Source organism: uncultured Thioclava sp., from assembly GCF_913064665.1.
Lineage (GTDB): Bacteria > Pseudomonadota > Alphaproteobacteria > Rhodobacterales > Rhodobacteraceae > Thioclava > Thioclava arctica.
In genome coordinates this window covers 1-22,430 of sequence record NZ_CAJYBT010000003.1, presented here as the reverse complement: position 1 = coordinate 22,430, position 22,430 = coordinate 1, and the positions used below count along the sequence as shown (strand labels likewise).

Annotated in this window: 27 protein-coding genes; 16 read left to right on the top strand and 11 right to left on the bottom strand. The window is 57.9% G+C overall.

All coding sequences use genetic code 11. The features are described from left to right. Positions 1–39 precede the first annotated feature (39 nt). Complete coding sequence (locus QZ571_RS01685) at positions 40–459, top strand: DUF1269 domain-containing protein (RefSeq protein WP_295530737.1); 420 nt, start codon at positions 40–42, stop codon at positions 457–459. An 87-nt stretch (positions 460–546) separates the two neighbouring features. After that, positions 547–1,581, top strand: coding sequence for an IS1595 family transposase (locus tag QZ571_RS01680; RefSeq protein WP_295530734.1), 1,035 nt, complete (start codon positions 547–549; stop codon positions 1,579–1,581). 62 nt (positions 1,582–1,643) lie between these two features. Here QZ571_RS01680 and QZ571_RS01675 read toward each other — a convergent pair whose 3' ends face one another. Then, on the bottom strand, positions 1,644–2,399 hold the full coding sequence (locus QZ571_RS01675) for a hypothetical protein (RefSeq protein ID WP_295530731.1): 756 nt from the start codon (positions 2,397–2,399) through the stop codon (positions 1,644–1,646). Between the two features lie 172 nt (positions 2,400–2,571). On the opposite strand from QZ571_RS01675, the gene QZ571_RS01670 reads away from it, so the two are divergent. The 3 genes from QZ571_RS01670 to mtgA all read left to right on the top strand — a co-directional run bounded on the left by QZ571_RS01670 (position 2,572) and on the right by mtgA (position 4,560). Beyond that, positions 2,572–2,766, top strand: coding sequence for a hypothetical protein (locus tag QZ571_RS01670; RefSeq protein ID WP_295530728.1), 195 nt, complete (start codon positions 2,572–2,574; stop codon positions 2,764–2,766). A gap of 173 nt (positions 2,767–2,939) precedes the next feature. After that, entirely contained in the window at positions 2,940–3,785 is an 846-nt protein-coding gene (locus QZ571_RS01665; RefSeq protein WP_295530725.1) for a Hint domain-containing protein, read from the top strand. Between the two features lie 100 nt (positions 3,786–3,885). Beyond that, a complete protein-coding gene (gene mtgA, locus QZ571_RS01660) occupies positions 3,886–4,560 on the top strand; it encodes a monofunctional biosynthetic peptidoglycan transglycosylase (RefSeq protein ID WP_295530722.1) in 675 nt (224 codons plus the stop codon). Here mtgA and QZ571_RS01655 read toward each other — a convergent pair whose 3' ends face one another. Genes QZ571_RS01655 through QZ571_RS01640 form a run of 4 tightly spaced genes read right to left on the bottom strand, consistent with a single transcriptional unit; the run spans position 4,561 to position 8,356 of the window. Continuing rightward, positions 4,561–5,130: a DUF3833 domain-containing protein gene (locus QZ571_RS01655; RefSeq protein ID WP_295530718.1), complete on the bottom strand. Its 570-nt coding sequence runs from the start codon at positions 5,128–5,130 to the stop codon at positions 4,561–4,563. 3 nt (positions 5,131–5,133) lie between these two features. Beyond that, a complete protein-coding gene (locus QZ571_RS01650) occupies positions 5,134–6,297 on the bottom strand; it encodes a cyclopropane-fatty-acyl-phospholipid synthase family protein (protein WP_295531084.1) in 1,164 nt (387 codons plus the stop codon). Between the two features lie 2 nt (positions 6,298–6,299). Then, positions 6,300–7,049 carry a DUF1365 domain-containing protein gene (locus tag QZ571_RS01645; protein WP_295530715.1) on the bottom strand — a complete coding sequence of 250 codons (750 nt, stop codon included), beginning with the start codon at positions 7,047–7,049 and terminating at the stop codon, positions 6,300–6,302. Beyond that, positions 7,046–8,356 carry an FAD-dependent oxidoreductase gene (locus tag QZ571_RS01640; protein ID WP_295530712.1) on the bottom strand — a complete coding sequence of 437 codons (1,311 nt, stop codon included), beginning with the start codon at positions 8,354–8,356 and terminating at the stop codon, positions 7,046–7,048. Before QZ571_RS01640 ends, QZ571_RS01645 begins: the two co-directional genes overlap by 4 nt. A 189-nt stretch (positions 8,357–8,545) precedes the next feature. Here QZ571_RS01640 and QZ571_RS01635 point away from each other — a divergent pair, with 189 nt between their 5' ends. Together QZ571_RS01635 and QZ571_RS01630 are read left to right on the top strand one after the other, a co-directional pair. After that, entirely contained in the window at positions 8,546–9,133 is a 588-nt protein-coding gene (locus tag QZ571_RS01635) for a sigma-70 family RNA polymerase sigma factor (RefSeq protein ID WP_295530709.1), read from the top strand. Then, positions 9,130–9,768, top strand: a complete 639-nt coding sequence (locus QZ571_RS01630) for a ChrR family anti-sigma-E factor (RefSeq protein WP_295530706.1) — start codon at positions 9,130–9,132, stop codon at positions 9,766–9,768. The genes QZ571_RS01635 and QZ571_RS01630 overlap by 4 nt, the downstream gene beginning before the upstream one ends. Before the next feature lie 335 nt (positions 9,769–10,103). Here the strand turns inward: QZ571_RS01630 and QZ571_RS01625 are convergent, their stop codons facing one another. Continuing rightward, positions 10,104–10,304, bottom strand: a complete 201-nt coding sequence (locus QZ571_RS01625) for a hypothetical protein (RefSeq protein ID WP_295530703.1) — start codon at positions 10,302–10,304, stop codon at positions 10,104–10,106. Positions 10,305–10,443: 139 nt separating this feature from the next. Between QZ571_RS01625 and QZ571_RS01620 the strand changes: the two genes are divergently transcribed. From QZ571_RS01620 to QZ571_RS01580, 9 genes are all read left to right on the top strand, one after another. Further along, positions 10,444–11,265, top strand: coding sequence for a transglutaminase family protein (locus tag QZ571_RS01620; RefSeq protein WP_295530700.1), 822 nt, complete (start codon positions 10,444–10,446; stop codon positions 11,263–11,265). 82 nt (positions 11,266–11,347) lie between these two features. Next, positions 11,348–11,485 (top strand): hypothetical protein, encoded by a 138-nt coding sequence (locus QZ571_RS01615; protein ID WP_295530697.1) that lies wholly within the window; start codon positions 11,348–11,350, stop codon positions 11,483–11,485. A gap of 172 nt (positions 11,486–11,657) precedes the next feature. Next, on the top strand, positions 11,658–12,272 hold the full coding sequence (locus QZ571_RS01610) for a ribonuclease D (RefSeq protein ID WP_295530693.1): 615 nt from the start codon (positions 11,658–11,660) through the stop codon (positions 12,270–12,272). Next, positions 12,253–13,209: a KpsF/GutQ family sugar-phosphate isomerase gene (locus QZ571_RS01605; protein ID WP_295530690.1), complete on the top strand. Its 957-nt coding sequence runs from the start codon at positions 12,253–12,255 to the stop codon at positions 13,207–13,209. The genes QZ571_RS01610 and QZ571_RS01605 overlap by 20 nt, the downstream gene beginning before the upstream one ends. Then, positions 13,209–13,811 (top strand): hypothetical protein, encoded by a 603-nt coding sequence (locus QZ571_RS01600; RefSeq protein WP_295530687.1) that lies wholly within the window; start codon positions 13,209–13,211, stop codon positions 13,809–13,811. Before QZ571_RS01605 ends, QZ571_RS01600 begins: the two co-directional genes overlap by 1 nt. 7 nt (positions 13,812–13,818) lie before the next feature. Beyond that, complete coding sequence (lptA, locus tag QZ571_RS01595) at positions 13,819–14,307, top strand: lipopolysaccharide transport periplasmic protein LptA (RefSeq protein ID WP_295530684.1); 489 nt, start codon at positions 13,819–13,821, stop codon at positions 14,305–14,307. After that, positions 14,307–15,083 carry an LPS export ABC transporter ATP-binding protein gene (lptB, locus tag QZ571_RS01590; protein WP_295530681.1) on the top strand — a complete coding sequence of 259 codons (777 nt, stop codon included), beginning with the start codon at positions 14,307–14,309 and terminating at the stop codon, positions 15,081–15,083. Before lptA ends, lptB begins: the two co-directional genes overlap by 1 nt. Before the next feature lie 266 nt (positions 15,084–15,349). Then, the gene (raiA, locus tag QZ571_RS01585; RefSeq protein WP_295530678.1) at positions 15,350–15,925 is read left to right on the top strand and encodes a ribosome-associated translation inhibitor RaiA; all 576 of its coding nucleotides are present in this window, start codon (positions 15,350–15,352) and stop codon (positions 15,923–15,925) included. Positions 15,926–15,963: 38 nt separating this feature from the next. Beyond that, positions 15,964–16,428: a PTS sugar transporter subunit IIA gene (locus QZ571_RS01580; RefSeq protein WP_295531081.1), complete on the top strand. Its 465-nt coding sequence runs from the start codon at positions 15,964–15,966 to the stop codon at positions 16,426–16,428. A gap of 49 nt (positions 16,429–16,477) precedes the next feature. On the opposite strand, the gene QZ571_RS01575 is transcribed toward QZ571_RS01580, so the two are convergent. The 5 genes from QZ571_RS01575 to QZ571_RS01555 form a co-directional block, all read right to left on the bottom strand. After that, complete coding sequence (locus QZ571_RS01575; RefSeq protein ID WP_295530675.1) at positions 16,478–17,881, bottom strand: nodulation protein NodH; 1,404 nt, start codon at positions 17,879–17,881, stop codon at positions 16,478–16,480. Positions 17,882–17,885: 4 nt separating this feature from the next. Continuing rightward, positions 17,886–19,583 (bottom strand): beta-1,6-N-acetylglucosaminyltransferase, encoded by a 1,698-nt coding sequence (locus QZ571_RS01570; RefSeq protein WP_295530672.1) that lies wholly within the window; start codon positions 19,581–19,583, stop codon positions 17,886–17,888. Positions 19,584–19,595: 12 nt separating this feature from the next. Next, positions 19,596–20,528, bottom strand: coding sequence for a glycosyltransferase family 2 protein (locus QZ571_RS01565; RefSeq protein WP_295530669.1), 933 nt, complete (start codon positions 20,526–20,528; stop codon positions 19,596–19,598). Between the two features lie 254 nt (positions 20,529–20,782). After that, entirely contained in the window at positions 20,783–21,802 is a 1,020-nt protein-coding gene (locus tag QZ571_RS01560; protein ID WP_295530666.1) for a glycosyltransferase family 2 protein, read from the bottom strand. 19 nt (positions 21,803–21,821) lie between these two features. Continuing rightward, positions 21,822–22,430: UDP-glucose 4-epimerase (locus QZ571_RS01555; RefSeq protein WP_295530664.1), on the bottom strand; the 609-nt coding region annotated here is incomplete at its 5' end.

The following is a 22,430-nucleotide window of genomic DNA, read 5'->3' as shown; positions in this document are numbered from 1 at the left end:
GTCTCGCCCTTTTTTCGTGTTTGCCTTGGAGGGGCCGCGATGTCCGAATTGCTTGTGATTTCCTGTGCCGACGAAGACGCCGCGCTGGATCTGCGCGACACGCTACAAGACTTGCGTAAGCAGGGATTATTTCGCGCCGAGGATATTGTGGTGGTCACGCGCGAGACCAATGGCGCTGTTCACCTGCTGCAACTGACGAACACCACCGCGACGGGTGCGATTGGTGGGGCGGTTTGGGGCGGCGTTCTTGGCTTGGTCTTCCTGTCGCCGGTGATTGGGGCCGCGATTGGGGCAGGCACTGGCGCGATTGCCGGGCATGCCACCGATCTTGGTCTGAATGATTCCTTCTTGCGTGATGCGGGCAAACATTTGCCAAAAGACGGCGCTGCGGTCTTTTTATTAACCCAATTATCCACGAAACAAAGCGTCTCTGATTTCATGATGTTGAAAACCATATAGAAAACACACTTGCTCCTCTAATTGGCGCGATTTGAGGAGTGTCTCTTTGGAATTCGCGGAATTGGCCAATATTGCCGGTCCCCGGAGATGGAGACAAGTATGATCACAGAATTGAAATCGGTGCGAGATATTTGGAAAAAGATGCCCAGCGAGCGTCACGCACGCATCTTCCTCGAAGAGAGGATCTGGCCTTCTGGTCGCCATTGCCCGCATTGTAGCAGCCTCAGCTCAACACCAATCCGCGGACGCACTGCGCGAGCTGGTCTCTACCAATGCGCCGAGCGTGAGTGCCGCCTTCAATTCACGGTCACCACAAAGACCCCGATGCATGCCACGAAGCTGGATCTTCGGATTTGGATTGCCGCAATCTTTCTGGTGCTGACATCCAGCAAGGGCATCTCGTCTGTGGTAATGGCGCGGATCCTGGGTGTGAATCAGAAAACGGCCTGGAAACTGGGGCATGCGATCCGGGAACTGATGGATGACCGTGAGGCTGTTTCCGTCAGGTTGGCTGGCGTTGTAGAAGTGGACGAGGCATATGTCGGTGGCGCCCCTAAGTTCAAGAAAGGCGTGAAGAACAAGCGGGGCCGGGGCACAGGAAAGCCATTGGTGCTGGTTGCCGCGGATCGCAACGGGCAGGCAAGGGCAACTCTGATCCCGAATGCGCAGAGAGCGACACTCGGGCCGATCATGAAAGAGTGGATTGATCCCTTGTCGGCCCTCATGACCGACAGCAACACCGCATATCGGAAGATTGGCCAGAGCTTTGCGTCGCACCACACTGTCAACCATGGCAAGCGACAATATTCTCGGCCTTCCAAAGGGGCACACATCAACACCGTCGAGGCTGTGAACTCCCAAGTGCAACGCGCTCTGATTGGTGTTTACCATCGCTTGGGTCGGCAACATCTTCAAAGATATTTGGACGAAATACTGTGGCGCTGGAATCATCGTCAGCAGGAGGTGAAGATCAGAAACCGGAAAACATCATCTGGAACAAAGGCGATCGCCACGACGGTCTGGAAGCCAATCCCAGTCGTCGAACAGATGCAAGGATTGCTCTGTTGTGCTGTCGGTCGTCAGGTCCGAAGAACACCTGAATGGGGGCTCAAGTGGCCCTAACAGCGTTACCTACGAATTGAGGAAGAAACGCATCGTTTGTGCAATTGGCGGCTTCGCATTTCTCAGAGTTCAGACCAGAATGCAGAAGATGGCTCACAAAGGTTTCGCAACGATGCGATAAATCGTTCGGGGTGCTCAACTCGGTCAAACCGAAAGCGACGAGGCGACCAGTTGAAATACTGACGCCCATCGTTGCCATCCACGATTAGGATGCCGTGAAAATACCAACCGGAAGTCGATTTATATCCCGAATCCGTTGTATAGAAAGAAAACCCTCGCAAATCCCAGATCGAGCTGACGTCCGACGACGGCCCGTGGTGCGAAATGCAAAGAGGATAGCCCGCAGAAATGCGGTTGGCCTGAAATACTACAGACGGGACTGACAGAAGAGACCACGCGGCGGCGGCGGCTGATAGAGCCATTCCCGAGAATGCCAATCGCGCTCCATTTGAACCGACACGCCCGATTGCCAAACAAAGCACGCTTGAAGCCCCTGCGAGTGAGAGAGCACCTCCATGTGTGACCGACAAAAGCGTGGAGTGAGGCGAAGAGAAAGCCGCGCTGGCAAGTGTTAGAAACAACCCAACCAGAAAAACCGCGATTGCCACTGGCCATATCAGTGCTGGCGATGCGGGCCTTGGCAATGCAATTCTCAGGATGACTGCGGCCGTCGGTAGAGTAGGAGCAGACCAAGCGAGAAGCAACGCTGCCTTGACCACCTCCGTTGTCTCGTCAAACCGCTTTGTATCAATGGGCTGGACGAGGCCTGCGAAAATCAGTGCTGCAAAGGAAAGAAAAACAATTGACGTTTTCTTCAAGGCTCGCGGTTCCCAACCTGTAATGAATTGTGCAGTATCCAAAAGAAATCAGCACTTTGTTGCGTAGATGAACCGCAAATGCAATCGAAGAGCTTAGCTCAGCGAGATTGCCAGCTCTTTGTTTCGTGGATAATTGGGTTTATTAATTCCAAAGGCCGGGGCCGCGCCGCTGATGGCCCAGCTCAAAACCTTGGGTCATACCGATGCGCAGGTGCTGCGGTCTGATTTGCATCCCGATTTCCGCGACCGGCTTGAGACTGCGCTGATCACTGGCGGGGCCGCAACCTTTGACGGCGAAGAGGTCACCGAAGGGGCATCCGGGGCCGCGAAACACGTCGTTGGTGGCTCGCTCCTTTCAGGAAGCTAAGAGGAATAGTTAACGACCAATCGGGAATATGATCACGTCGCCTCATTTATGCCGCAATTTACAGCTTTTTTGGAAACAATAAGAGCAGACTAAAACAGGCGCCCAACGTGGCTACATATTACGACCAGTTTTATCATATGGACCCGGGAAACCCCCCGGCCGCGGGGACAGCCTTGTCGCCCGAGACGTTGTCGTTGACCGATGGGAATAACGACAATTATATTTCGACGACTTGGCGTGACCGGGTTGATGGGCAGCGCGTGGATGACGTCTGGCGCGGTGATACGATCACATTGGCCGATGCGAACGGCAACGAGTTCACGATCACTGGCGACACGTTTTACCTGCGCAACGGCGATCGTGTGTTTACGCCGAGCGATGGTTCGATCCTGCATAACGCGACCTTTGTCAGCTCGACCTATGTCACCACCTCAACACAGCTTCCGGTCGGAGACCTTGGGCCAGAGTGTTTTGTCGCTGGCAGTCTGATCGACACACCGAATGGCGCGGTTCCAGTCGAATGGCTGCGCGCAGGCGACGAGGTCTTGACCCGCGATGACGGTGCGCAACCGATCCTATGGGCCGGTGGGCGGCACGTTGTGGGCCTCGGGAACTACGCCCCGGTGCGGTTTGAAACCGGCGCGATCGGCAATCTGCGCCCACTTCTCGTGTCCCAACAGCACCGCATGCTGATCGAGGGATGGCGCGCCGAGCTTGCCTGCGGCAACCCCGAAGTTCTGGTGGCCGCCAAGCATCTGGTCAATGGCCATAGCATTCGCATCGTGCCCACACAGCGTCTATACTATGTGCATTTGCTGCTGGACGCCCATCACGTTCTCAACGCCGAGGGCGCGCCCTGCGAAAGCCTTTTCCCCGGCCAGATGATTCTGGATGAAGATCGCACCATTCACGATGAAATCCGCAAGGCTTGGGCCGAGCGCCATCCTGAGCCAATCGAAGCTATGGTAACCGCGCGACAAGTCGCGCGTGGTGCAGAGGTTTCGCTTTTGGCGGCTTGACCACCCCCGTGCGGGCGTGACTTATACCTGCATGGCGAGAACAAAAAAATCGAGAAAAAAGACCCGCCGGGGCAGCGCAACTCCGGGTCTGATCGCAGGCATGACAGCTCCGTTTCGGCTCATCCTTAAGTGGTTGGGCCGAGCCGCATTGGTGGTGATTGCAATCTATCTGGCCCTGATCGTGGTCTTTAAATTTATCAACCCGCCCACCGATTACTACATGTGGTCTGAACGTCACCGCCTTGGCGCGGTCGATCAGCAATGGGTCCCGATAGAGGATATCGCCCCGGTCATGGCGCGCTCGGTCGTGGCTGCGGAAGATGCGAATTTCTGCAACCATTGGGGTTTTGACATGCATGCGATCCGCGAGGCGCTTGATGATGGCGCCAATCGCGGCGCGTCTACGATCTCTCAGCAGGTCGTGAAAAACGTCTTTCTTTGGCAGGGCCGCAGTTGGATTCGTAAAGCGATGGAGGCGGCTTTGACCCCCGCCGTCGAAGCCGTTTGGTCCAAGCGGCGCATTCTTGAGGTCTATCTCAATGTCGCGGAATTCGACGAGGGTGCGTTCGGCGTTGATGCCGCCGCGTTTCGGTATTTCCGCACCTCGCCAGATAAGCTAAGCGCCCGCCAAGCGGCTCTGATTGCCGCGGTTCTCCCTGATCCCAAGGGGCGCTCGGCAGCGAAACCGTCGGCTTTCATGCAACGTCGTGCGAGGGCGATTATCGACGGCGCAGCGACGATCAAGAACGATGGTCGCGCCGCCTGTTTTGAGTGATCACTCCGCGGGCTGGTTCTCAGGAACACGGCGCATCACGGCGAACAATTCCGCGACCTTGATCCCGAATTTGCGCATCTGCGAACGGTTCAGCAGCGTGCCGTCAGGCATCTGATAGATCCAGTCGGTCACATCCAGCACATACCCGCCTGCATCTTCGGGCAGTCGCAGCCTGTAATGCATCTCAAGCGCATTGCCACGTTGCTCCATGCTCGCGATGCCTTCGATGTCATCGGCGGTCGAGCTGATCGTGCCATCTTCGGCGAATTTGATCTTCCAGGCGCGGCTTTGGATGCGTCCCGAGGCATAATCAAACTCTTCGTTAATCACGCCGCCATCATTGGTGAACGATCCCACCATCATCGCGCGAAACCGCGAGGTCACCCGACCGGTTGGCCCGTAAATCATACCATGCGCCTCAACCGGCCCGTCAAAGGCCTGGCGAATATCGAAACGCGGTGTGTCACTGGCGTAATCGGAAAGGCGCTGCGCCGGAAAGCTGAGAAACACGTGCCGGATCAACACCGCGGCCAAAATCAAAACGGCAATCGCCAAGAGTATCTTGATCATCGTTCACGCCCTCGCATGTACAAGTTGGACCTGAACCACATCCGTGTGGTTGACCGCGAATGCTGCCGCGCAGGCCTCGAGATAGTAAAGCCAACCGCGCAGGAAATCGGGACCATAGCCCATCTGCGACGCCCGCCCTGCCCGCTCCCGAAGACGCTCGGCCCATTGCCGGCAGGTCTCGGCATAATCCTGACCAAAGCCAAAGCTTTCCTTGACCATCAGCCCCGCCCGGGCCGCTTGATCGCGGATCACGCTATCGGACAGCAACATCCCACCGGGAAAAGTATATTGGCGGATGAAGTCAGACGTTTTGCGATAGGTCGGAAAGTAGGAATCAGAGACTGTTATGGCCTGAATCATCGCTGTTCCACCCTCGGACAAGCGTTGTTTGAGGGTTTCGAAATAGGTCGGCCAATAACGCTCCCCCACTGCCTCGATCATCTCAATCGAGACTATATGATCGAATTTTCCGGGGGTGCGGCGATAGTCTTGCAGCCGAATTTCGGCGCGGCCATCTAGGCGCGCATCGGCATACCCTTTTTGGCTGGGCGAGATCGTGATCCCCGTGACATCCCGCCCCTGCTCGGCCGCGCGCTCTGCGAAATGGCCCCAACCACAGCCGATTTCCAGTACACGTTCGCCCTCGCCCAGCGTATCGAGAATGCGGTCGAGCTTGCGATTTTGCGCGCGGTGCAGGTCGCGATCGCCCGGCGCAAACAGCGCTGAGGAATAACTCATCCCCTCATCAAGCCAGATTTGGTAAAACTCGTTTCCAACATCGTAATGCGCCCGGATATTGCGCGATGACCCGCGCAAGGAATTGGCCCGCATCAACCGGTCGATGATCTTGAAACGCAGGTTCGACCAGAATCCGGCATAGGCGTAGCTATCCGCTATCGAAAGATTTTTCAGCGCAAGCGTCAGCAGGCCCTCGATCGAAGGCGTGTCCCACATTCCCGCGACATAGGCCTCTCCCAGACCGACATCGCCCCGCGCGGCCATCATCAGAACCGCCTGCCAATCGCGAATGATCATCTCAGCATGCGGCGCGCCGCGCCCGAAATGACGTGTCTCGCCGTCTGGCAGCCGCAGACTAAGCGTGCCGTGTTCAATCTTTTCGCAGGTATCCAAGAATTCCTTGCGGATTCTGTTGGTGACGAAAGGCATCATCAGGAGATCTCCTCATTCGGGGGGGCCGGATGCGGGCGATAGACCGCCCCTTTGAGTTTCAGGCGCAGCGCTTGCCAATGGATCAGCGCGATCGTGCGGATCGGGGTCAGCGGGCGGCGCAAGGCAATGCCGATCAAATCGCGAGAGCGCAGCGGTCGACGCGTGGTGACGAGCGTTGCAACCACTCCCTCGCCACCGTTCTCATGCGCGATGCGAATGCGGATCGTGTCATCGGTGATGTGGAACCGAAACTGATAGTCACCCGCGATGTCCTGAAACGGCGATACATGGAAAACCTTCCGGCTATGCAGCACAGTTGTCGCCGTAATAGGGTCGAAATTTGGCGTTGCGCAGAGGTAAGAGTGACGGTCGCCAAAAGTGTTGTTCACCTCGGCAATTACTGCGCGCAACTGGTTTTGCGCGTCGAAGGACAGCCAGAAATTCACCGGGTTAAACACAGCACCAAAGATGCGCGGCTGGGTTAACAGGCAGATGGCATGCGGATCGGGCGCACCAGCCTCGGCCAGCTTGCGACGCGCCCATTTTGCCCCCTCGCCCTGCCCGCGCACACCTCCGTAGTCACGATCGCGCAGGACCGCCAGATTGTGACCTTTGCGCGAAAACAAGCGCGGCCAAGGGCCGTTAGAATCCGGGTCAATCAACACATAGTCGACATGGTAGCGGAAGCTGTGAGCAATCGCGCCGCGCCGTGCGTGGCCGGTGTAACCTGGGCAAAACTCGGCGTTCATGCGGGCACCGCCTCAAGCGCGGGTTGGGTCAACGCGCCGCAGCTGATGCCACGCGCCACCCGCACCGCCGAAGCAAAGCCGTCTTCATGAAAACCATGACGCAGCCATGCACCTGCATACCACGTTCTGTTCAAGCCCTGAATTGCCTGTATCTCGCCTTGAGCCCGCAAGGCTGCGCGGTCAAAGACCGGATGCCAGAATACCTCGTGATCATAGATCGTTTCTTGCGCGATTTCGGCCTCGGGGTTGAGCGTGACAAAAAGCGGGTCGTCTTGGGGAATGTTTTGCAGCTTGTTCATCCAATAGGTAACGCCCAAGCGCGTCTCGGTTTGATTTTGCGAGGCTTGATAAGTCCAACTTGACCAACAAGCCCGCCGCCGCGGCATCTGCCGAATGTCGCGATGCAGAAAAACGTCATTTGGCTGATAGCGAATTGCGCTAAGCGCCGCTTTCTCCTGCGCCGTCGGTTGCGCCAAGATGCGCAAGGCCTGATCGGAATGCGTCGCGATGATCACCTGATCAAATGTCTCTGGAAGGCAGTTTTGCGCCGTAATAGTGACGTTATTCGCACGACGCTGCACAGAGGTGACGGGCGTTCTAGGCCGGAACACCACGCCCCTCAGGCGCAAAGCAGCCTCCAGTCGACGGACATATTCGATCGAGCCGCCCGAAACGGTCCACCATTGGTGTTGCCCTGTGGCCGACAACAGCGCGTGGTTTTCAAAGAAACGCATCAGGCTGCGGGCGGGAAACGCGCCGATCTCGGCGGCGGGCGTGGACCAGATCGCTCCGCAAATCGGCAGTAAATAATAGCGGCGAAACCAGTCGCCCATTTGCAGCCCATCCATCAGCGCATCGATTGTCATGTCATCGGTCTGCGCCAATTCAACGGCGCGGGCGTTGAACTTAGCAATATCGGCGACCATCCGATAAAATCCGGGCCGCGCTAGATTGCGCTTTTGCGCCACCAGACCGCGCAAATCGCGCAGCGCATATTCGATTCGGCCCTGATCGATGCTGACACCAAAGCTCATGTCGGAGCGTTCCACCGGCACATCAAGCTCTGCGAACATCCGCGTCAGATGGGGATAATTGGCGTAGTTGAACACGATAAATCCTGTATCGACGGGCTGATCGCCCCGCCGACCCGCATAGATCGTGCGCGAGTGGCCACCCAATCGGGCTTCGGCTTCGTAAATCGTCACTTGGTTATGCGGTGCAAGCTGCCATGCAGCCGCCAACCCGGAAATGCCCGATCCGATGATGGCGATGCGCTGTGCGCTCGGATGCGGTGCGTCGAAGGACATATCAAAACTCCCAATCACTTGAAGCGATAACGCCCGGTACTAGGCTTTGGATCAGAAGTTTTTTCGCCATAGGGTGATCCGGGTGATAAAACGATCCGTAGTCTTGTCATGTTTAACACGATGACCATAGGCTCCGATCTGAAATCGCCGCTGCCGCAAGGCATGTGGCCGGGGCATTCTGGGAAGAATATGAACGACAGCGTCGCGGCGAGCGAACAGAGATCTGAAGGTTGCGAGCAGACGGAATGGTTGGTGGCCGTCCGCGATCACCGCGACAAGGCGGCCTTTGGGCGGCTGTATGATCATTTCACGCCACGCCTGAAAGGAATGCTGATTCGTTCGGGCATGTCTGGAGCGGCAGCAGAGGATGTCGTGCAGGACGTGATGCTGACGATCTGGCGCAAGGCCGATCTTTATGATGAGAGCCGGGCGCGTGCATCCGCTTGGATTTATCGGATCGCGCGCAATCGCCAGATTGACGTGATCAGACGGCGCCCGCGCCCGGTGCCCGATGAAATGGTCATCGAGGCAGAAAGCCGCGAAACCCATGATGCGGACGCGGCGGTCTCCTTAGAGCAAGAGGCCGTGCAACTGCGTGAGGCGCTTGCGACGCTGCCAAAATCGCAGCGCGACATTATTGAGCGCGCCTATGTTGGCGAGCTGACACAGGCGGAAATACGTGAGGCCACCGGCCTTGCCTTGGGAACAATTAAGTCACGAATTCGGCTCGCACTGGAGAAGTTACGGCACGAATTGAGAGATCTGAGGGACGAATGAAAGAGATTACGCATCATCTTCCAGAATGGCTGGTCCGGTCGTATGCCGCCGGAAGCCTTGGTCATGCGTTTTCGTTGGTTGTGGCGACGCATGTCAGCCAATGCGACGAATGCCGGGCACGACTTGAAGCCGAGGAATTGGCGGGCGGCGTCGTGCTGGAAACGCTTGAGGCTGTCGAGGCCTCAGACGATCTGCGCGCGCGCGTCTTTGATGGGCTTGACGAGATTGTCGCACCTGCACCCCCCGCACCGCAGAAAGCCGGCATCTATCCCGGTGCGCTGATCGCCGAGATGGGCTCGGACACGCCGCGCTGGCGGTCCTTGGGCGGCGGTATTCGTCAGGCGATCCTAAGTGCAGACAAAGAGGGTTCGGCGCGTCTGCTTTACATCCCACCGGGAATGGCCGTGCCCGATCACAGCCATACCGGGCTGGAATTGACGCTGGTGCTGCAAGGTTCGTTCAGCGACGAAACGGGCGAGTATGGCGTGGGCGATGTCGAAGTGGCCGAGGATGATCTTGATCACACCCCGATTGCTGGCATGGGCGAGGCTTGTATTTGTCTGGCGGCTACAAGCGCACCATTGAAATTCAACAGTCTCCTGCCCCGCTTGTTGCAGCCGATCTTTCGGATCTGACGCCTTCCCAAGTGCATCTTTGAAAGACCCGCCAGACAGATATGTCGCGGCGGGTCTTTTCGTTTCACAGCGATCGGCACAGTCTGCGCCAAAGACGTGGCCGATTTCTTTTGGCTTTGCTCTCGTATTTTTTCGCGAAACGCATATATTACGTTTAAGCAAAGTTGACCCCCGGCAATCGTTTTATTGACCGGATCGAGAAATCTCTTTGCGATTTTGACTTGTGCCAGTCGACTGGCTACGACCCGACAACCTTGATTTCGAAACAGATTTGGAAGTGCTCCGCGCTATGCGTGCGGGGCTATGGCTGGTTTTGTTGATAGGCACGGGCAGGCTCAGACTTCACGACCGCCATCCGCATCGCCATGGGCATTTTCGGCTTTGCATGAGAAAGGAAACTGCAAGATGACCAGTTCCGAGTCCGCAAGCCTTAAATCAGGCAAAACACCCGGTCCCACCACCAAGCGCGGGGTCAAACCTACCGCAAAGCGCTCTGAAATTCCCGAAAGTACGGTTATTCCGCCCAGCCGATCCATTTTTGACAGCTCATATGCGCCCGAAGGGGCTGAGCGGCGCAAGGCATGGTCGCGTCTGGATGCAAAGAAGCGATGAAATTGGTGCCGCGATCACATCTCTCTGCGCAGCTTGTGGCGCATGGCACAGATGAGGCGCGCCATGGGAGAGACTGATATGCGCATCCAACTTGGATGCCGGTTCCAGTTACACCTAGAGCAACCGACACCCATGATTGCACTGCTGAACGTGCATTTTTCGCGCGCGAGCGATCTGGAATATCCCGACCGCATCGTTACCAATCCAGCTGTGCCGCTGACAGCCTATCGCGATGGGTTTGGCAATTGGTGCACCCGGCTTCTGGCCCCGGCAGGTGACTTCACGATCAGCACCGAAACCATCGTGCGAGATCCCGGCACCTGCGATTTGCGCCCACCCCAGAGCGCGCAAACCCCGGTTGAGGCCCTGCCAGATGACACGCTGCAATATCTTCTGGGCAGCCGCTATTGCGAGACTGATCTGATGTCGCCCGAGGCGTGGCGTTTGTTTCAAAATAGCCCGCCCGGTGCAGCACGCGTTCAGGCGATCTGTGATTTCGTGCACAACCATATCCGCTTTGACTACCTGCAGGCGCGTGCAACCCGCAGCGCCGCGCAAGCCTATGACGAAGCGCGCGGCGTGTGCCGTGACTACGCCCATCTTGCGATCACCTTCTGTCGCTGCATGAACATCCCGGCGCGCTATTGCACGGGCTATCTGGGCGATATCGGCATGCCTCCCCCCTACGCATCCGGCGATTTTGCCGCGTGGATGGAGGTCTGGCTTGACGGCGCGTGGTGGGTGTTTGACCCGCGCAACAATGTCCCGCGGATCGGGCGCGTGCTGATGGCGCGTGGTCGTGATGCGGCGGATGTACCCCTGATCCACAGTTTCGGATCGAATGTTCTGACGGGGTTCGAGGTCTGGACTGACCAGATCGTCTGATACCATGCGCCGGGGCGTGACGCCTGCCCGGAAAGACGACCCGTCCCCTTCCGGAGCGGGCGCATCAACAGGAGTGACAGACATGGCCAAGGGAAGAAGCAAAGGCAATAAAGAAGTCAAGAAGCCGAAACAGACCAAACCGGCCGTTTCGAAAACGAGCGATCTGTTTAGCAAAGGGCTTCAACCGGGATCTGGACTCGGCGAGAAGAAAAAGACCTAAACAGCCTGGTCGCTGCGCGTTTCGGACCAAGCTAAGACCTTGTGTCATCGCCACTCCGAAGCGCGCTTGGCACCCTGTGCGAAATGGTGCGGCTATGCAGATCACCTCGCGCGTTGGCAAGGCGGTCACAAAGCGCTTATATGCTTGTCAGGACGACCAAAAAGGACAAGCTGTGGCGATCCATCTGCACGAGAACGACCTGCCCGAAGGGCTTGATCTGGGGCCGGTCGTGGCCGTTGATACCGAAACGATGGGGCTTGACCCGCGCCGGGACCGATTGTGCCTGGTGCAGCTGTCCTCGGGGGATGGCAGCGCCCATCTGGTCAAGATTGCCAAGGGGCAAACCGAGGCACCGCGGTTATGCGCGTTGCTGGCCGATCCGCACACTGAAAAGCTGTTTCATTTTGCGCGCTTCGATCTGGCCGCTTTGTTCAATGCCTTTGGCGTTGTGACCCAGCCGATATTTTGCACCAAGATCGCCTCGAAAATGGTGCGCAGCTACACCGATCGCCACGGACTCAAGCAGTTGCTACAAGAGTTAGTTGGAGTCGATATTTCCAAGCAACAGCAAAGCTCGGATTGGGGTGCAGCGACACTAAGTACGGCACAAAAAGACTACGCGGCGAGCGATGTTTTATATCTGCACAAGCTGCGCGAGGAGTTGGAACGCCGCCTGATCCGCGAAGATCGCCGCGCGCTGGCGCAATCCTGTTTCGATTTTCTGCCCGCGCGGGCGCAGCTTGATTTGCTAGGATGGGGAGAGCCCAATGACATCTTCCACCACTGATTACAGCGCAACGGCGCGCCGGGTGATCGCGATTGAAATCGCGGGCATGACGGCACTGGCCGACAGCCTGAACGGCGAATTTTCCCGTGCGGTCGAGATGATCTTGGCCACCAAGGGTCGCGTGATTGTTTCGGGCATGGGGAAATCGGGCCATATCGGGCGCAAGATTGCGGCCACGCTCGCCTCTACCGGGACGCCTGCGCATTTCGTGCATCCTGCCGAGGCAAGCCATGGTGATCTGGGCATGATCACACCGACCGATCTGGCGCTGGTGCTGTCCAATTCCGGCGAAACCCCTGAATTGGCCGATCTGATCGCGCATACGCGACGGTTTTCGATCCCGATGATCGGGGTGGCCAGTCGGCCAGAGTCGACGCTGCTGAAACAGGCCGATCTGGCGCTGGTGCTGCCGCAAGCCGAAGAGGCCTGTGGCACGGGCGTGGTGCCCACCACCTCAACGACGATGACGCTGGCGCTGGGCGATGCCTTGGCGGTGGCGCTGATGGAGCATCGTCATTTTACCGCAGAACATTTCCGCACCTTCCATCCCGGCGGCAAGCTGGGGGCGCGCCTTGCCAAGGTGTCGGACCTGATGCACACCGATCTGCCGCTGGTGCCCGAAGCCACGCCGATGTCAGAGGCACTACTGGTCATGAGCCAGAAGGGCTTTGGCGTGATCGGCGCGCTGGATGCGCAAGGTCGCCTTAGCGGCATCGTCACCGACGGCGATTTGCGCCGCCATATGGATGGTCTGTTGCAACATACGGTGGCCGAGGTGATGACTGCTAAGCCGCGCACAATCACGCCCGAGCAACTTGCCGAGGCCGCCGTGGCGCAGATGAATGACCGCAAGATCACCAGCCTATTTGTGGTTCAAGATGATCAGCCCGTAGGGTTCATCCAAATCCATGATTGTTTGCGTGCCGGGATCGTCTGATGGACTATGACAACCGCCATTCGCAGCTTGTGGGTTGGGCCAAGGTTGCCCTGCCTCTGGTTGCGCTGATGCTGTTGTCGACTCTGTTCTTGTTTTCAAACCGGATCGACCCGAGTGCGGCCATTCCCTACGCGCAGGTCGATGTGGAAAAGCTTGCACGTGATTCCGCGCTGACGCGGCCTGAATTTTCAGGTGTGACACAAGACGGCGCGACTCTGTCTGTGACAGCGCAGCTTGCGCGCCCCGAACCCGAGAACGGGGGCGGTGCCTCTGCGCAACAGCTTATTGCCAAGCTGACCGCAAAGAACGGGCTCGTCACTGATCTGAGCGCGCAACAGGGTCGCTTTGCCACCGCAGCGGGTGAAATTACCTTGCAAGGCTCGGTCGCGATGCAAACCTCGCAGGGCTATCATCTGACGTCTGAATTGATCACGATGCAGACCAATCGCGGCAAGATTGTCTCGCCGGGGGCGGTTCATGGCGCTGCGCCGTTTGGCACGCTGGATGCTGGGTCGATGACGATGACAACGCTTGCGAATGGCGGCGGGCATGATCTGGATTTCAACAAGGGTGTGAAGCTGATATATCAGCCAAAGCAATGAGGGTGTGATGCGAAGCCTTGCGAGTTTTCTTATCTTGAGTGCGTTCCTGCTGATCCCCGCGATCACGCAGGCCCAACAGGTCACCTTCGGCGGCATCCGTGCCGATACCAAGGCCCCGGTTGAGATCACTGCAGACAAACTCAACGTCAATCAGGAAAGCGGTAAGGCCGTTTTCAGTGGCAGTGTTCTGGTTGGCCAAGGCACGATGCGCCTCAAGGCGGAGCAGGTCGAAGTGCAATATGCCAAAGGGGATCGCACGAAAATCTCGCAGCTTGTCGCCACCGGTGGCGTCACGCTGGTCTCAGAAACCGAGGCAGCAGAGGCGCAGCAAGCCGTCTACGATGTGCCCGCAGGCACAGTGGTTCTGACGGGCAACGTCTTGTTGACGCAAGGCGAGAACGTGATGTCGGGCAATCGGCTGAACGTCGACCTGCGCACCGGCTCAGGGCAAATGGACGGGCGCGTGCGCACGATCCTCAAACCCGGAACAAAATAATGAATGCCCAAATTGACAATCAACACGAGCCGGTGCTCGCGCATGAAAGCACCGAGGGTCTGCATGTGCGCGGCCTGCGCAAAAGCTATCGCCGCCGCCCGGTGATTCGCGATGTTTCGCTGGATGTGTCGCGTGGCGAGGTGGTGGCGCTGCTGGGGCCGAACGGCTCTGGCAAGACGACGTGTTTTTACAATATCGCCGGGTTGATCCGCCCAGATGCGGGGCAGGTGATGCTGGATGGGCGCGATGTCACCGGCCTGCCGATGTATCGCCGCGCCCGGCTGGGCATTGGGTATCTGCCTCAGGAAGCCTCTATTTTTCGCGGGCTGACGGTCGAACAAAACATCATGGCGGTGTTGGAAATCGCGGTCTCTGACCCGCATGGTCGGCGCGAGAGGCTTGAAGAGTTGCTCGGCGATTTTTCGATCGGGCATCTGCGTCAGGCCCCGGCGATCGCCCTGTCAGGCGGTGAGCGGCGGCGCTGTGAAATTGCGCGCTGTCTGGCCGCTGATCCGAAATATCTGCTGCTGGATGAGCCTTTCGCCGGCGTCGACCCGATCGCGGTATCAGAAATCCGCGCTTTGGTGTCGCAACTGAAAGATCGTGGTATCGGGGTGTTGATTACCGATCATAACGTGCGCGAAACGCTCGAAATTGTGGAACGCGCTTATATTTTGCATGACGGAAAGGTGCTGATGTCGGGCACGACCGAGGAAGTCGTGCAGGATGAAAATGTGCGCCGGGTCTATCTTGGGCAGAATTTCCGCATTCTTTGACCCCGGCGTGAGCGAACCTAACCACCACTTTGCAGGTCACCCGTTGACAGCCCGCCCCATCCATCCCCAAATATACTTACATGCGTGATTGTCGCCCCCATCTCCTGCGCACGTCCGCCGAGCCCAACTCGGCCAGCGTCCGCCTTTGGCCTAAGCGCCAGACAGAGGGGGGAATGATCTGCATTTTCCTTAGGGAAATTAACCGGCTCGCAACTTGTCCGTGTCACGGTCAAGCGGCGTGGCCCAATGCGTGAAGGAGAAAATCCATGCGGTACCAGATCACTGGCAAGCAAATCGATATTGGCGAGGCGCTGCAATCTCATGTCAAATCCGAACTGGGCGAGACGGTCGACAAATATATGCAGCGACCCACGGACGCGACGATCACCTTCTCGAAGAACGCACATGAATTCATTTGTGAATCCACCGTGCACCTGTCCACCGGACTGACCGCATCGGCCAAAGGCCACGCGAACGAAATCTATGCCGCGTTTGACAGCTGCCGCGAAAAGATGGGGAAACAACTGCGTCGCCATAAACGTCGGCTCAAGGATCACCACCGCGATCGGATCGAACCGGTTGAATTCGGGGCGGCAGGGATGTATGTGCTCGCGGCAGAGCAGGAAGACGAGTCGGGCGAAGCCGCCAATGTGGCGCCAGTGATCGTAGCAGAGATGGAGACAAAGGTGCCCACTCTCTCGGTCGGCGAGGCAGTGATGCAGATGGAGCTTTCCGATGCATCCATGCTTGTTTTCCGAAATGAAAAACACGGTGGGGTCAATGTCGTGCATCGTCGCGACGACGGCAATGTCGGCTGGATAGACCCGCGCAACAGCAAATGAGCGCCTCCAACGAAGAAGGCGCGGAAAAGACGGGATATATGGATCTTTCGAGGTTGCTCAAACCTGGCGCCGTCAAGGTGCTGTCCAATGTAACGAGCAAGAAGCGCCTTTTTCAGGATCTCGGCGACATCGCGGCGGCGGGCTATGGGCTCGATGCTGCGCAGACCGTCGATGCCCTGCAGGAACGCGAAAGCCTTGGGCCGACGGGTGTCGGTCACGGGGTAGCGTTGCCGCATGCACGGCTTGATGCCCTGGACGAGGTCGTTGGCGTGTTCTTGCGGCTCGAAAAGCCGCTTGATTTCGACGCGGTGGATCGCCTTCCAGTGGATCTGGTCTTTGCCCTGTTTGCGCCCAAGGATTCGGGCGTGGAACATCTCAAAGCCTTGGCTTTGGTCTCACGCACGATGCGGGACCCGGAAACCTGCGAGAAGCTGCGCGCAAATTCCGACCCGTCAGCGCTGCATGCCGTTCTGACAGAGGCGCAGGGTCGCCAAGCTGCCTGAGCGAAGCCAGACACCGAAAACACAGCGCGCCCTTCACGGGCGCGCTTTTTTAATCGGCCCGTTTCCAATCGCCGAACCCAAACTGCATGAAATCGCGCGGATAGCATTCGCGCGCGGCCGCTTCGAGATCGGGCGTCCAATACTCCGCCAGTTTCACCGCAGCCACATCGCCATCCGTGGGGTCGAATTCAGGCGCATTCTCAATCCCCACGCTTTGTGCGAGATAGGCCAGATCCAGAGCCATTCGGTCTTCGCGCACCAAGAGATCGGGCAGCGCGAACTGCGCCAAACCCTGTAGTAGCGCTGATTGCGTCGCCCAAAGCGCGTTCACGGGCAGGCTTGTCTGATTGGCGATATTGGCCTTGAGCCAGCCCAGGAACCCTATCAGCGCTTCGGCGAGCTGATCTGCCTCTAGCGTCTGTCCTTCGTCCGGGATCGCCAGCTTGTAGCTTTTGCGCAAAACCGCGCGGGTTTCGAACATGGAGTCCCATTCCAGCACGGCGGCAAAGGCCAGATGCGCGCGCATCAACGGATGGCGCAGCACGGTGAAACTGCGATGGCCGCTATGGCGCCGCTTCCATTGGCGCAGCGTCTTTTGTGAAAAACCCTCTTCCAAGCCGCCGATCTTGCCCATCCAAGCCCGGACCGACGCTTCCAACGCCGGGCGCATCGGCATATACAAAAGCCCGGCCTCTTTGCAGGCGATAAAACCGGGCACACCGGGGCCGCGCCGAGGTTCGAAATTCGGGGTGCGCGACAGGTTGAACCGATCGAGCCGCGCCAGCGACGCTTCCATGCCCGGAAAATTCGAAACCTTCGCCTCTAGCGGTTCGGGGTTTTGCACTTTCAATGAATCGGGCATCGCCGAAAGCCGCGCCTCGACGCCCAACCACTCTGCCAAGCCGTTGATAATTTCGACAGATTGCGCGTCTTCGTAGTCGATATAGAACGCGGTCTGACCGGATTTTTGCAGCGCATTCATCAGCTGGATCTGAAAGCTTTGCAACTGCTCGAGATGCTCTTCAAACTCGGCAGCCTCAAAGCGCGCCTTACCCGGTTTGCGGTGCTTGGCATCGCCCAGCTTCCATTGCCCCGTCGCCTTGGCAATCTTGAGGCTGACATAGCTTTCGATGGGGTTTCGGGTCAGCACCACCTTGGCGCATTTCGGATCGTCCAGAAATTTTGAAAGCATGCGCGGATCATGGTCATGGAAATAGCGACAGCCGTTCAACCCGTCTCCTTGTTTGATGGCTTTCCACAACACCATCGGGTCGGAATCGCGCAGGGTTTGGGTGATGCCCAGTAGATCCTTGCGATTGGGATAGCCGATCAGCACCGGGTTAAACGCCTCACCATGACAGGTCACGCCCGGCAGCGCATTCAGCGCAGCCTCTAGCAAGTTAGAGCCGGTGCGCATCTCCGCAAAGATCACGAATGTTTCGAATTTTGCCATGGGCTCACTTCACCAGATAGGGGCGGCCGCGCCGCGTCGCGGTTTGGCGCGCGCCCTCATCCAAGGGGAAATCGCCCATCACCAGCGGCTGCATTCCCTGATTTTTAAGGTTTTGCAGGAATTGCCCGAAGCCAGCGAGATCCACCATCTGAGGCGCTTCGGTCAGGCGACGGGTGCTGCGGGGCGAAATCTCGTCGATGATGGTTTGCAACGGCTCCATCGGGTTTTCGATGAATTCCGCGATCGACCAGATCCGCACCCGCGCCTTCACATACATCGAACGCAGAATTTCCAGATGATCCAGTTCACGTTTTTGCAGTCGCGCAGCCTCGCGCCGGATGGTTGCGAAATTTTCGTTCATCCGCGACAGCGGCAGCGCCCAAGCGCCGCTAATCACCGAGATCTGCGCGTTCGGGTCGGTCGCAGTGAACCAGTTATTGTCTTGGTTGTCGCGTGGGCTAGACATGAAACACTGCCGCTCGCCGCGCGAATTCCAGATCACATTCGTCAAGAAAGCCCGCGCATTATAGTCGCGCAGCACCGCGCTATCGGTCAGGCAGCCGTTGAACATTTCTTCGCCACCTGCAAACTCCGCACGCTCTGGCGCGAACAGATGGCCATGTACCCGCGCCCCGACATATTTCGCCAGCCAACCGTCAAAATTTTCAAACAGGTCAGAAAAGCCGTGAAAGATCGAATAGGGCGCCGAGGTCTTGCCGTTTTCGTGGTCCTTCTTGGGAAAGCGGCTTTGCATATACAAGCCGGGCCGCCCTTTGGTGCGCCGCTCAATCGATTTTGAGAACAGCCGGTCAATCTTGGCCGGGTTGGGTTCGGCCATCACCGAACTGCCATTTCCGGGCGCAAGGAAGGTGGAATACAGCCGCTCTGCCTTGGGCCATATCTTGCGTGCGACGAAGCAATCCGAGCGGCGCAGAAGCTGCAAGTGGTCGTCGTAGAAAATATGCGGTTTGCCCTGAAAGTCGAACTTGGTCAGCGTCAAAGAGCGGCTCTCAACCGAGGTCGCATAGAGCCTTGTCAGTGTCTGAAAATAGCTTTCATCGGGGATCCAGACGCGTTTGAAATAGCGGTCATACAGATCCCGATCCGGGTCTTGCAAAATCGCGCTCAGCGTTTGGCGCGTCAGGCACCACCATTGGCTGCCCAGATGCGGCACCAACCCATGCGGAATCCGGCGCTTAAACCCGACGCGGCGTTGAAACTCGACATAGCGATCAAACAATCGGCGCTGTTTCTTCCACGAAAAAGGAAAGCGTAGGGTGAACCGCTCGATATCGATGCCACCGACGGTCCAACCGACCTCGGTCGTGGTCACGCTTTCGATGAAATCGGTATAGGGGCGCGCGGCAAGATAATCAGTTAATTCGCTGAGCGGGCGCAAGGGCAGACACGAACCGGACGCCAGATAAACGTGGCGCACCTCGCGGTGGCGATCCAGCATCTGCTCGGCTGCGGATTGGGCGGCGGCCACCAAGGACCAGGTGCCCCATTCGCATTTATAGCGGCGCGAGAACGAGACGTCTTCAAGATCGGCAAGGCTGCGCCCTAGCGCAGAGTAGTCATGTTCACTCACGCGCGCATCGACATGAATCACCACCGGCGCACCACTGGTTGCCCAATAGCGCGCGACCTGGGCTGCACGATCCAGCGCCGTGTGACACATCATGATGAAACCGACAGTCACCTGCCCTGACCCCTATGCCCAATTGCCCTTTGACATCAGCCCGAGAATTTCGAGCTGCCGCCAGTTGATATACTTTTCGGACCATTTGCACCACAAATCAGGCTGTTTGCCGACGGTCTGCGCATAGGCGCGATATTCCCGTGATCCGGCGTAATGCTGAGCGCGATCCAACTCTTCCTCGACCTTCGCAGTGAGGGGCGACAGGAACTTGGCGTGCATCAAGCAGCCCGAAACCATTTCGCCGCCGCCCGTGTCATAGGTATGGTTCAGCCCGCGCGGCAGCAGCATATGGGTCGAGGAGGTGTAGACGAACCCGCGCTGCCATTTCACAAGCGGAATCTTGTTCAAGGACGGCGCCGCCAATGGGTCATCAGCAAAGAACATCCGCGTGCGCGGCCCACCCTGAATCCACAGATTGTGCATCTTTTGATTGCGCGAAATCATGTAGTTCCCGGCATCGAACCAGCAGGCATGTTCGAACGGGTTTTGCCCCTCGACATAAGGCACCGCGTCAATCGGCCCCTTGGGATACATATCCAGCAACATCGCCGGAAAGGACCGGATGTCGTAGGTATCAAGCCAATCGGTCAAGGCATTGATCGGGCGGGTATCGCTGAAGGGGTAGACGAAAAACTCGTCAGGATCGATCGTAAGCGTCCAATGCCCGGTGCCATATTTGCGCAGCAACCAGTTGAGCCAATCCATCCCGAAATTGGCTACTTTATATGAGGCATTGGTGACCCAGACCGAACAATCCTCTTGATCGGCCAAATAATCGCGTGATCCGTCATCCGAACCGTTATCGACAAACAGGAAATGACGGATGCCCATGTTGCGGTAATAGCGCAGGAAATAGGGCAGGCGGACGCGCTCGTTGCGCAGGGTTGCGAAGACAAGAATATCATCGCCACCGATCTGCCCGGTGCGATCGGCGACCACCGCCATCTCACGCCTTTTGCGAAAGGCACGTATCTGGCGGATCCTGCGCATTCGACGCAGTTTGATCAGCTCCCTCGATCTCAAAACCCGTTCCTTCTGCCGCACTTACGTCTTTTCGCCGAAATTGGTTTCCGGTCTATTAATTGTTTCCCGTTTGGCACCTTGGCGGCGTTTGCGGCAGGATGCAAATACGCGTGGGCGAAACAGAAAATCACCCCAAGAATACGCAGAACGTCCGCTTGCGTAAACTGTCCCCTGCGTCAGGTCCAGTCGCCGGCGCGCATCAAGCCGTGGGCAATCAAACTCTCGGGCCCGCGATAGCGCGCAGAGTGTTCGCAAGACAGATCAGGATCGTCGCTGATACGATCATAATAGGCATTATAACGGTCGCGATGGGTGAAATGTTCGCCCCGCGCCTTTTCCTCACGCGCACGTTGCAACGCGCCATCGAGAAATTTGGAATGCAGCAAGACCCCGCTGGGCAAGCCGCTGCGCAGATCAAACCCACCATTGAGGTGGCGCGGCAGCGCCACATGGGTTGAGCTGACATAGGCATAGCGCCAATCCCATTTGATCAAAGGCACCTTATGCAAATGCGGGGCGCGTTCGGGGTGTTTGGCGAAAAACACCCGTTTGCGCGGCCCACCCCGGATCGAGATATTGCCAAATCGGGGCTGATATTCCCAAGAATATCCCTGTGTATCAAACAGCGGTAGCGCTTTGGTCGGATCATCGCCAGGCGCTGAGTGGGCGCTGGAAAGTGGCCCTTCAGGATACATATCCAGCATCATCGCGGCCATCGCAGATGCGCCACGCGCCTCTAACCAACCGGTCAGCGCGGGCAGGGCGCGGGTGTCACAACCGGGATAGACGAGCAGTTCATCGGCATCGACGGTGAGGCACCAATGACGCCGCCCATAGCGCATCAGCAGCCAGTTCATCCAATCCATCCCAAAGCGCGCCTCGCGATAGCTGCGTTGCGTGCTCCACACCGAGACATCGGGCTGAGCGCGCAATATCTCGGCGCTCTCATCGGTGCTGTCATTCAGGACGATCAGGAAATGACGCACGCCCAGTTGGCGATAATGCTGCAGGAAATAGGGTAGACGCCGGGCCTCATTGCGCATGCTGGCGAATAACAGGATATCGCCGCGTCCGATCTGGGCCGTTTGATTGTGTTGCACCTGCAAAGCGTGGCGGCTTCGCAAAGCACGCCACAGCAATTGCCGCCGTTTCAGGCGCAGCCGATACGCGGCGCGCCAAGCTGATTGAACGCTCATACCAGACCCTTTCAGAGGGTCAGTATTCATACTCTGGCGCTTGATGCCAGCGCCACGCATCTGCAATCATTGTTGCCATATCAGAGCGTTGCGGGGCCCAGCCCAAATCTGACAAGGCACGGCGCGAGCCTGATACCAAGCAAGCAGCGTCTCCGGCACGGCGCGCCCCCTCGACGATGGGCACATCGCGATTGGTCACCGCGCGCGAGGCATCTATCACTTCGCGCACGGAAAACCCTTTGCCAGAGCCAAGACAGAAAACGGCATTGCCCTTGTCGTGCTCAAGCCAGCGCAGTCCCAGAACATGCGCGTCCACAAGATCAGAGACATGAACATAATCGCGCACGCAGGTGCCATCGGGCGTCGGATAATCCGAGCCAAACACCGTCAGCGCGGGGCGTTTTCCATCAATCGCATCCAGCATCAGCGGGATCAGATGGGTCTCGGGCACGTGCTGCTCGCCGACCTCGCCATCGGGATCAGCGCCTGCTACGTTGAAATAGCGAAAGATCACCGAGTTGAGCCCGTGACTCGCTCCGAAGTCGCGCAGCATATCTTCGATCGCGCGTTTCGAGCCGCCATAGGCGTTGATCGGGCGCTGGGGCGTGTCTTCATCCAACACCACACC

Coding starts and splice junctions, on each gene's coding strand:
- QZ571_RS01635 (WP_295530709.1), top strand. CDS start 8,546: ATGAACGACAGCGTCGCGGCGAGCGAACAGAGATCTGAAGGTTGCGAG.
- QZ571_RS01680 (WP_295530734.1), top strand. CDS start 547: ATGGAGACAAGTATGATCACAGAATTGAAATCGGTGCGAGATATTTGG.
- lptB (WP_295530681.1), top strand. CDS start 14,307: ATGAATGCCCAAATTGACAATCAACACGAGCCGGTGCTCGCGCATGAA.
- QZ571_RS01655 (WP_295530718.1), bottom strand. CDS start 5,130: ATGATCAAGATACTCTTGGCGATTGCCGTTTTGATTTTGGCCGCGGTG.
- lptA (WP_295530684.1), top strand. CDS start 13,819: ATGCGAAGCCTTGCGAGTTTTCTTATCTTGAGTGCGTTCCTGCTGATC.
- QZ571_RS01565 (WP_295530669.1), bottom strand. CDS start 20,528: ATGGCGGTGGTCGCCGATCGCACCGGGCAGATCGGTGGCGATGATATT.
- QZ571_RS01600 (WP_295530687.1), top strand. CDS start 13,209: ATGGACTATGACAACCGCCATTCGCAGCTTGTGGGTTGGGCCAAGGTT.
- mtgA (WP_295530722.1), top strand. CDS start 3,886: ATGACAGCTCCGTTTCGGCTCATCCTTAAGTGGTTGGGCCGAGCCGCA.
- QZ571_RS01625 (WP_295530703.1), bottom strand. CDS start 10,304: ATGGATCGGCTGGGCGGAATAACCGTACTTTCGGGAATTTCAGAGCGC.
- QZ571_RS01605 (WP_295530690.1), top strand. CDS start 12,253: ATGACATCTTCCACCACTGATTACAGCGCAACGGCGCGCCGGGTGATC.
- QZ571_RS01620 (WP_295530700.1), top strand. CDS start 10,444: ATGGGAGAGACTGATATGCGCATCCAACTTGGATGCCGGTTCCAGTTA.
- QZ571_RS01575 (WP_295530675.1), bottom strand. CDS start 17,881: ATGGCAAAATTCGAAACATTCGTGATCTTTGCGGAGATGCGCACCGGC.
- QZ571_RS01670 (WP_295530728.1), top strand. CDS start 2,572: ATGGCCCAGCTCAAAACCTTGGGTCATACCGATGCGCAGGTGCTGCGG.
- QZ571_RS01580 (WP_295531081.1), top strand. CDS start 15,964: ATGGATCTTTCGAGGTTGCTCAAACCTGGCGCCGTCAAGGTGCTGTCC.
- raiA (WP_295530678.1), top strand. CDS start 15,350: ATGCGGTACCAGATCACTGGCAAGCAAATCGATATTGGCGAGGCGCTG.
- QZ571_RS01640 (WP_295530712.1), bottom strand. CDS start 8,356: ATGTCCTTCGACGCACCGCATCCGAGCGCACAGCGCATCGCCATCATC.
- QZ571_RS01615 (WP_295530697.1), top strand. CDS start 11,348: ATGGCCAAGGGAAGAAGCAAAGGCAATAAAGAAGTCAAGAAGCCGAAA.
- QZ571_RS01685 (WP_295530737.1), top strand. CDS start 40: ATGTCCGAATTGCTTGTGATTTCCTGTGCCGACGAAGACGCCGCGCTG.
- QZ571_RS01645 (WP_295530715.1), bottom strand. CDS start 7,049: ATGAACGCCGAGTTTTGCCCAGGTTACACCGGCCACGCACGGCGCGGC.
- QZ571_RS01630 (WP_295530706.1), top strand. CDS start 9,130: ATGAAAGAGATTACGCATCATCTTCCAGAATGGCTGGTCCGGTCGTAT.
- QZ571_RS01560 (WP_295530666.1), bottom strand. CDS start 21,802: ATGAGCGTTCAATCAGCTTGGCGCGCCGCGTATCGGCTGCGCCTGAAA.
- QZ571_RS01650 (WP_295531084.1), bottom strand. CDS start 6,297: ATGCCTTTCGTCACCAACAGAATCCGCAAGGAATTCTTGGATACCTGC.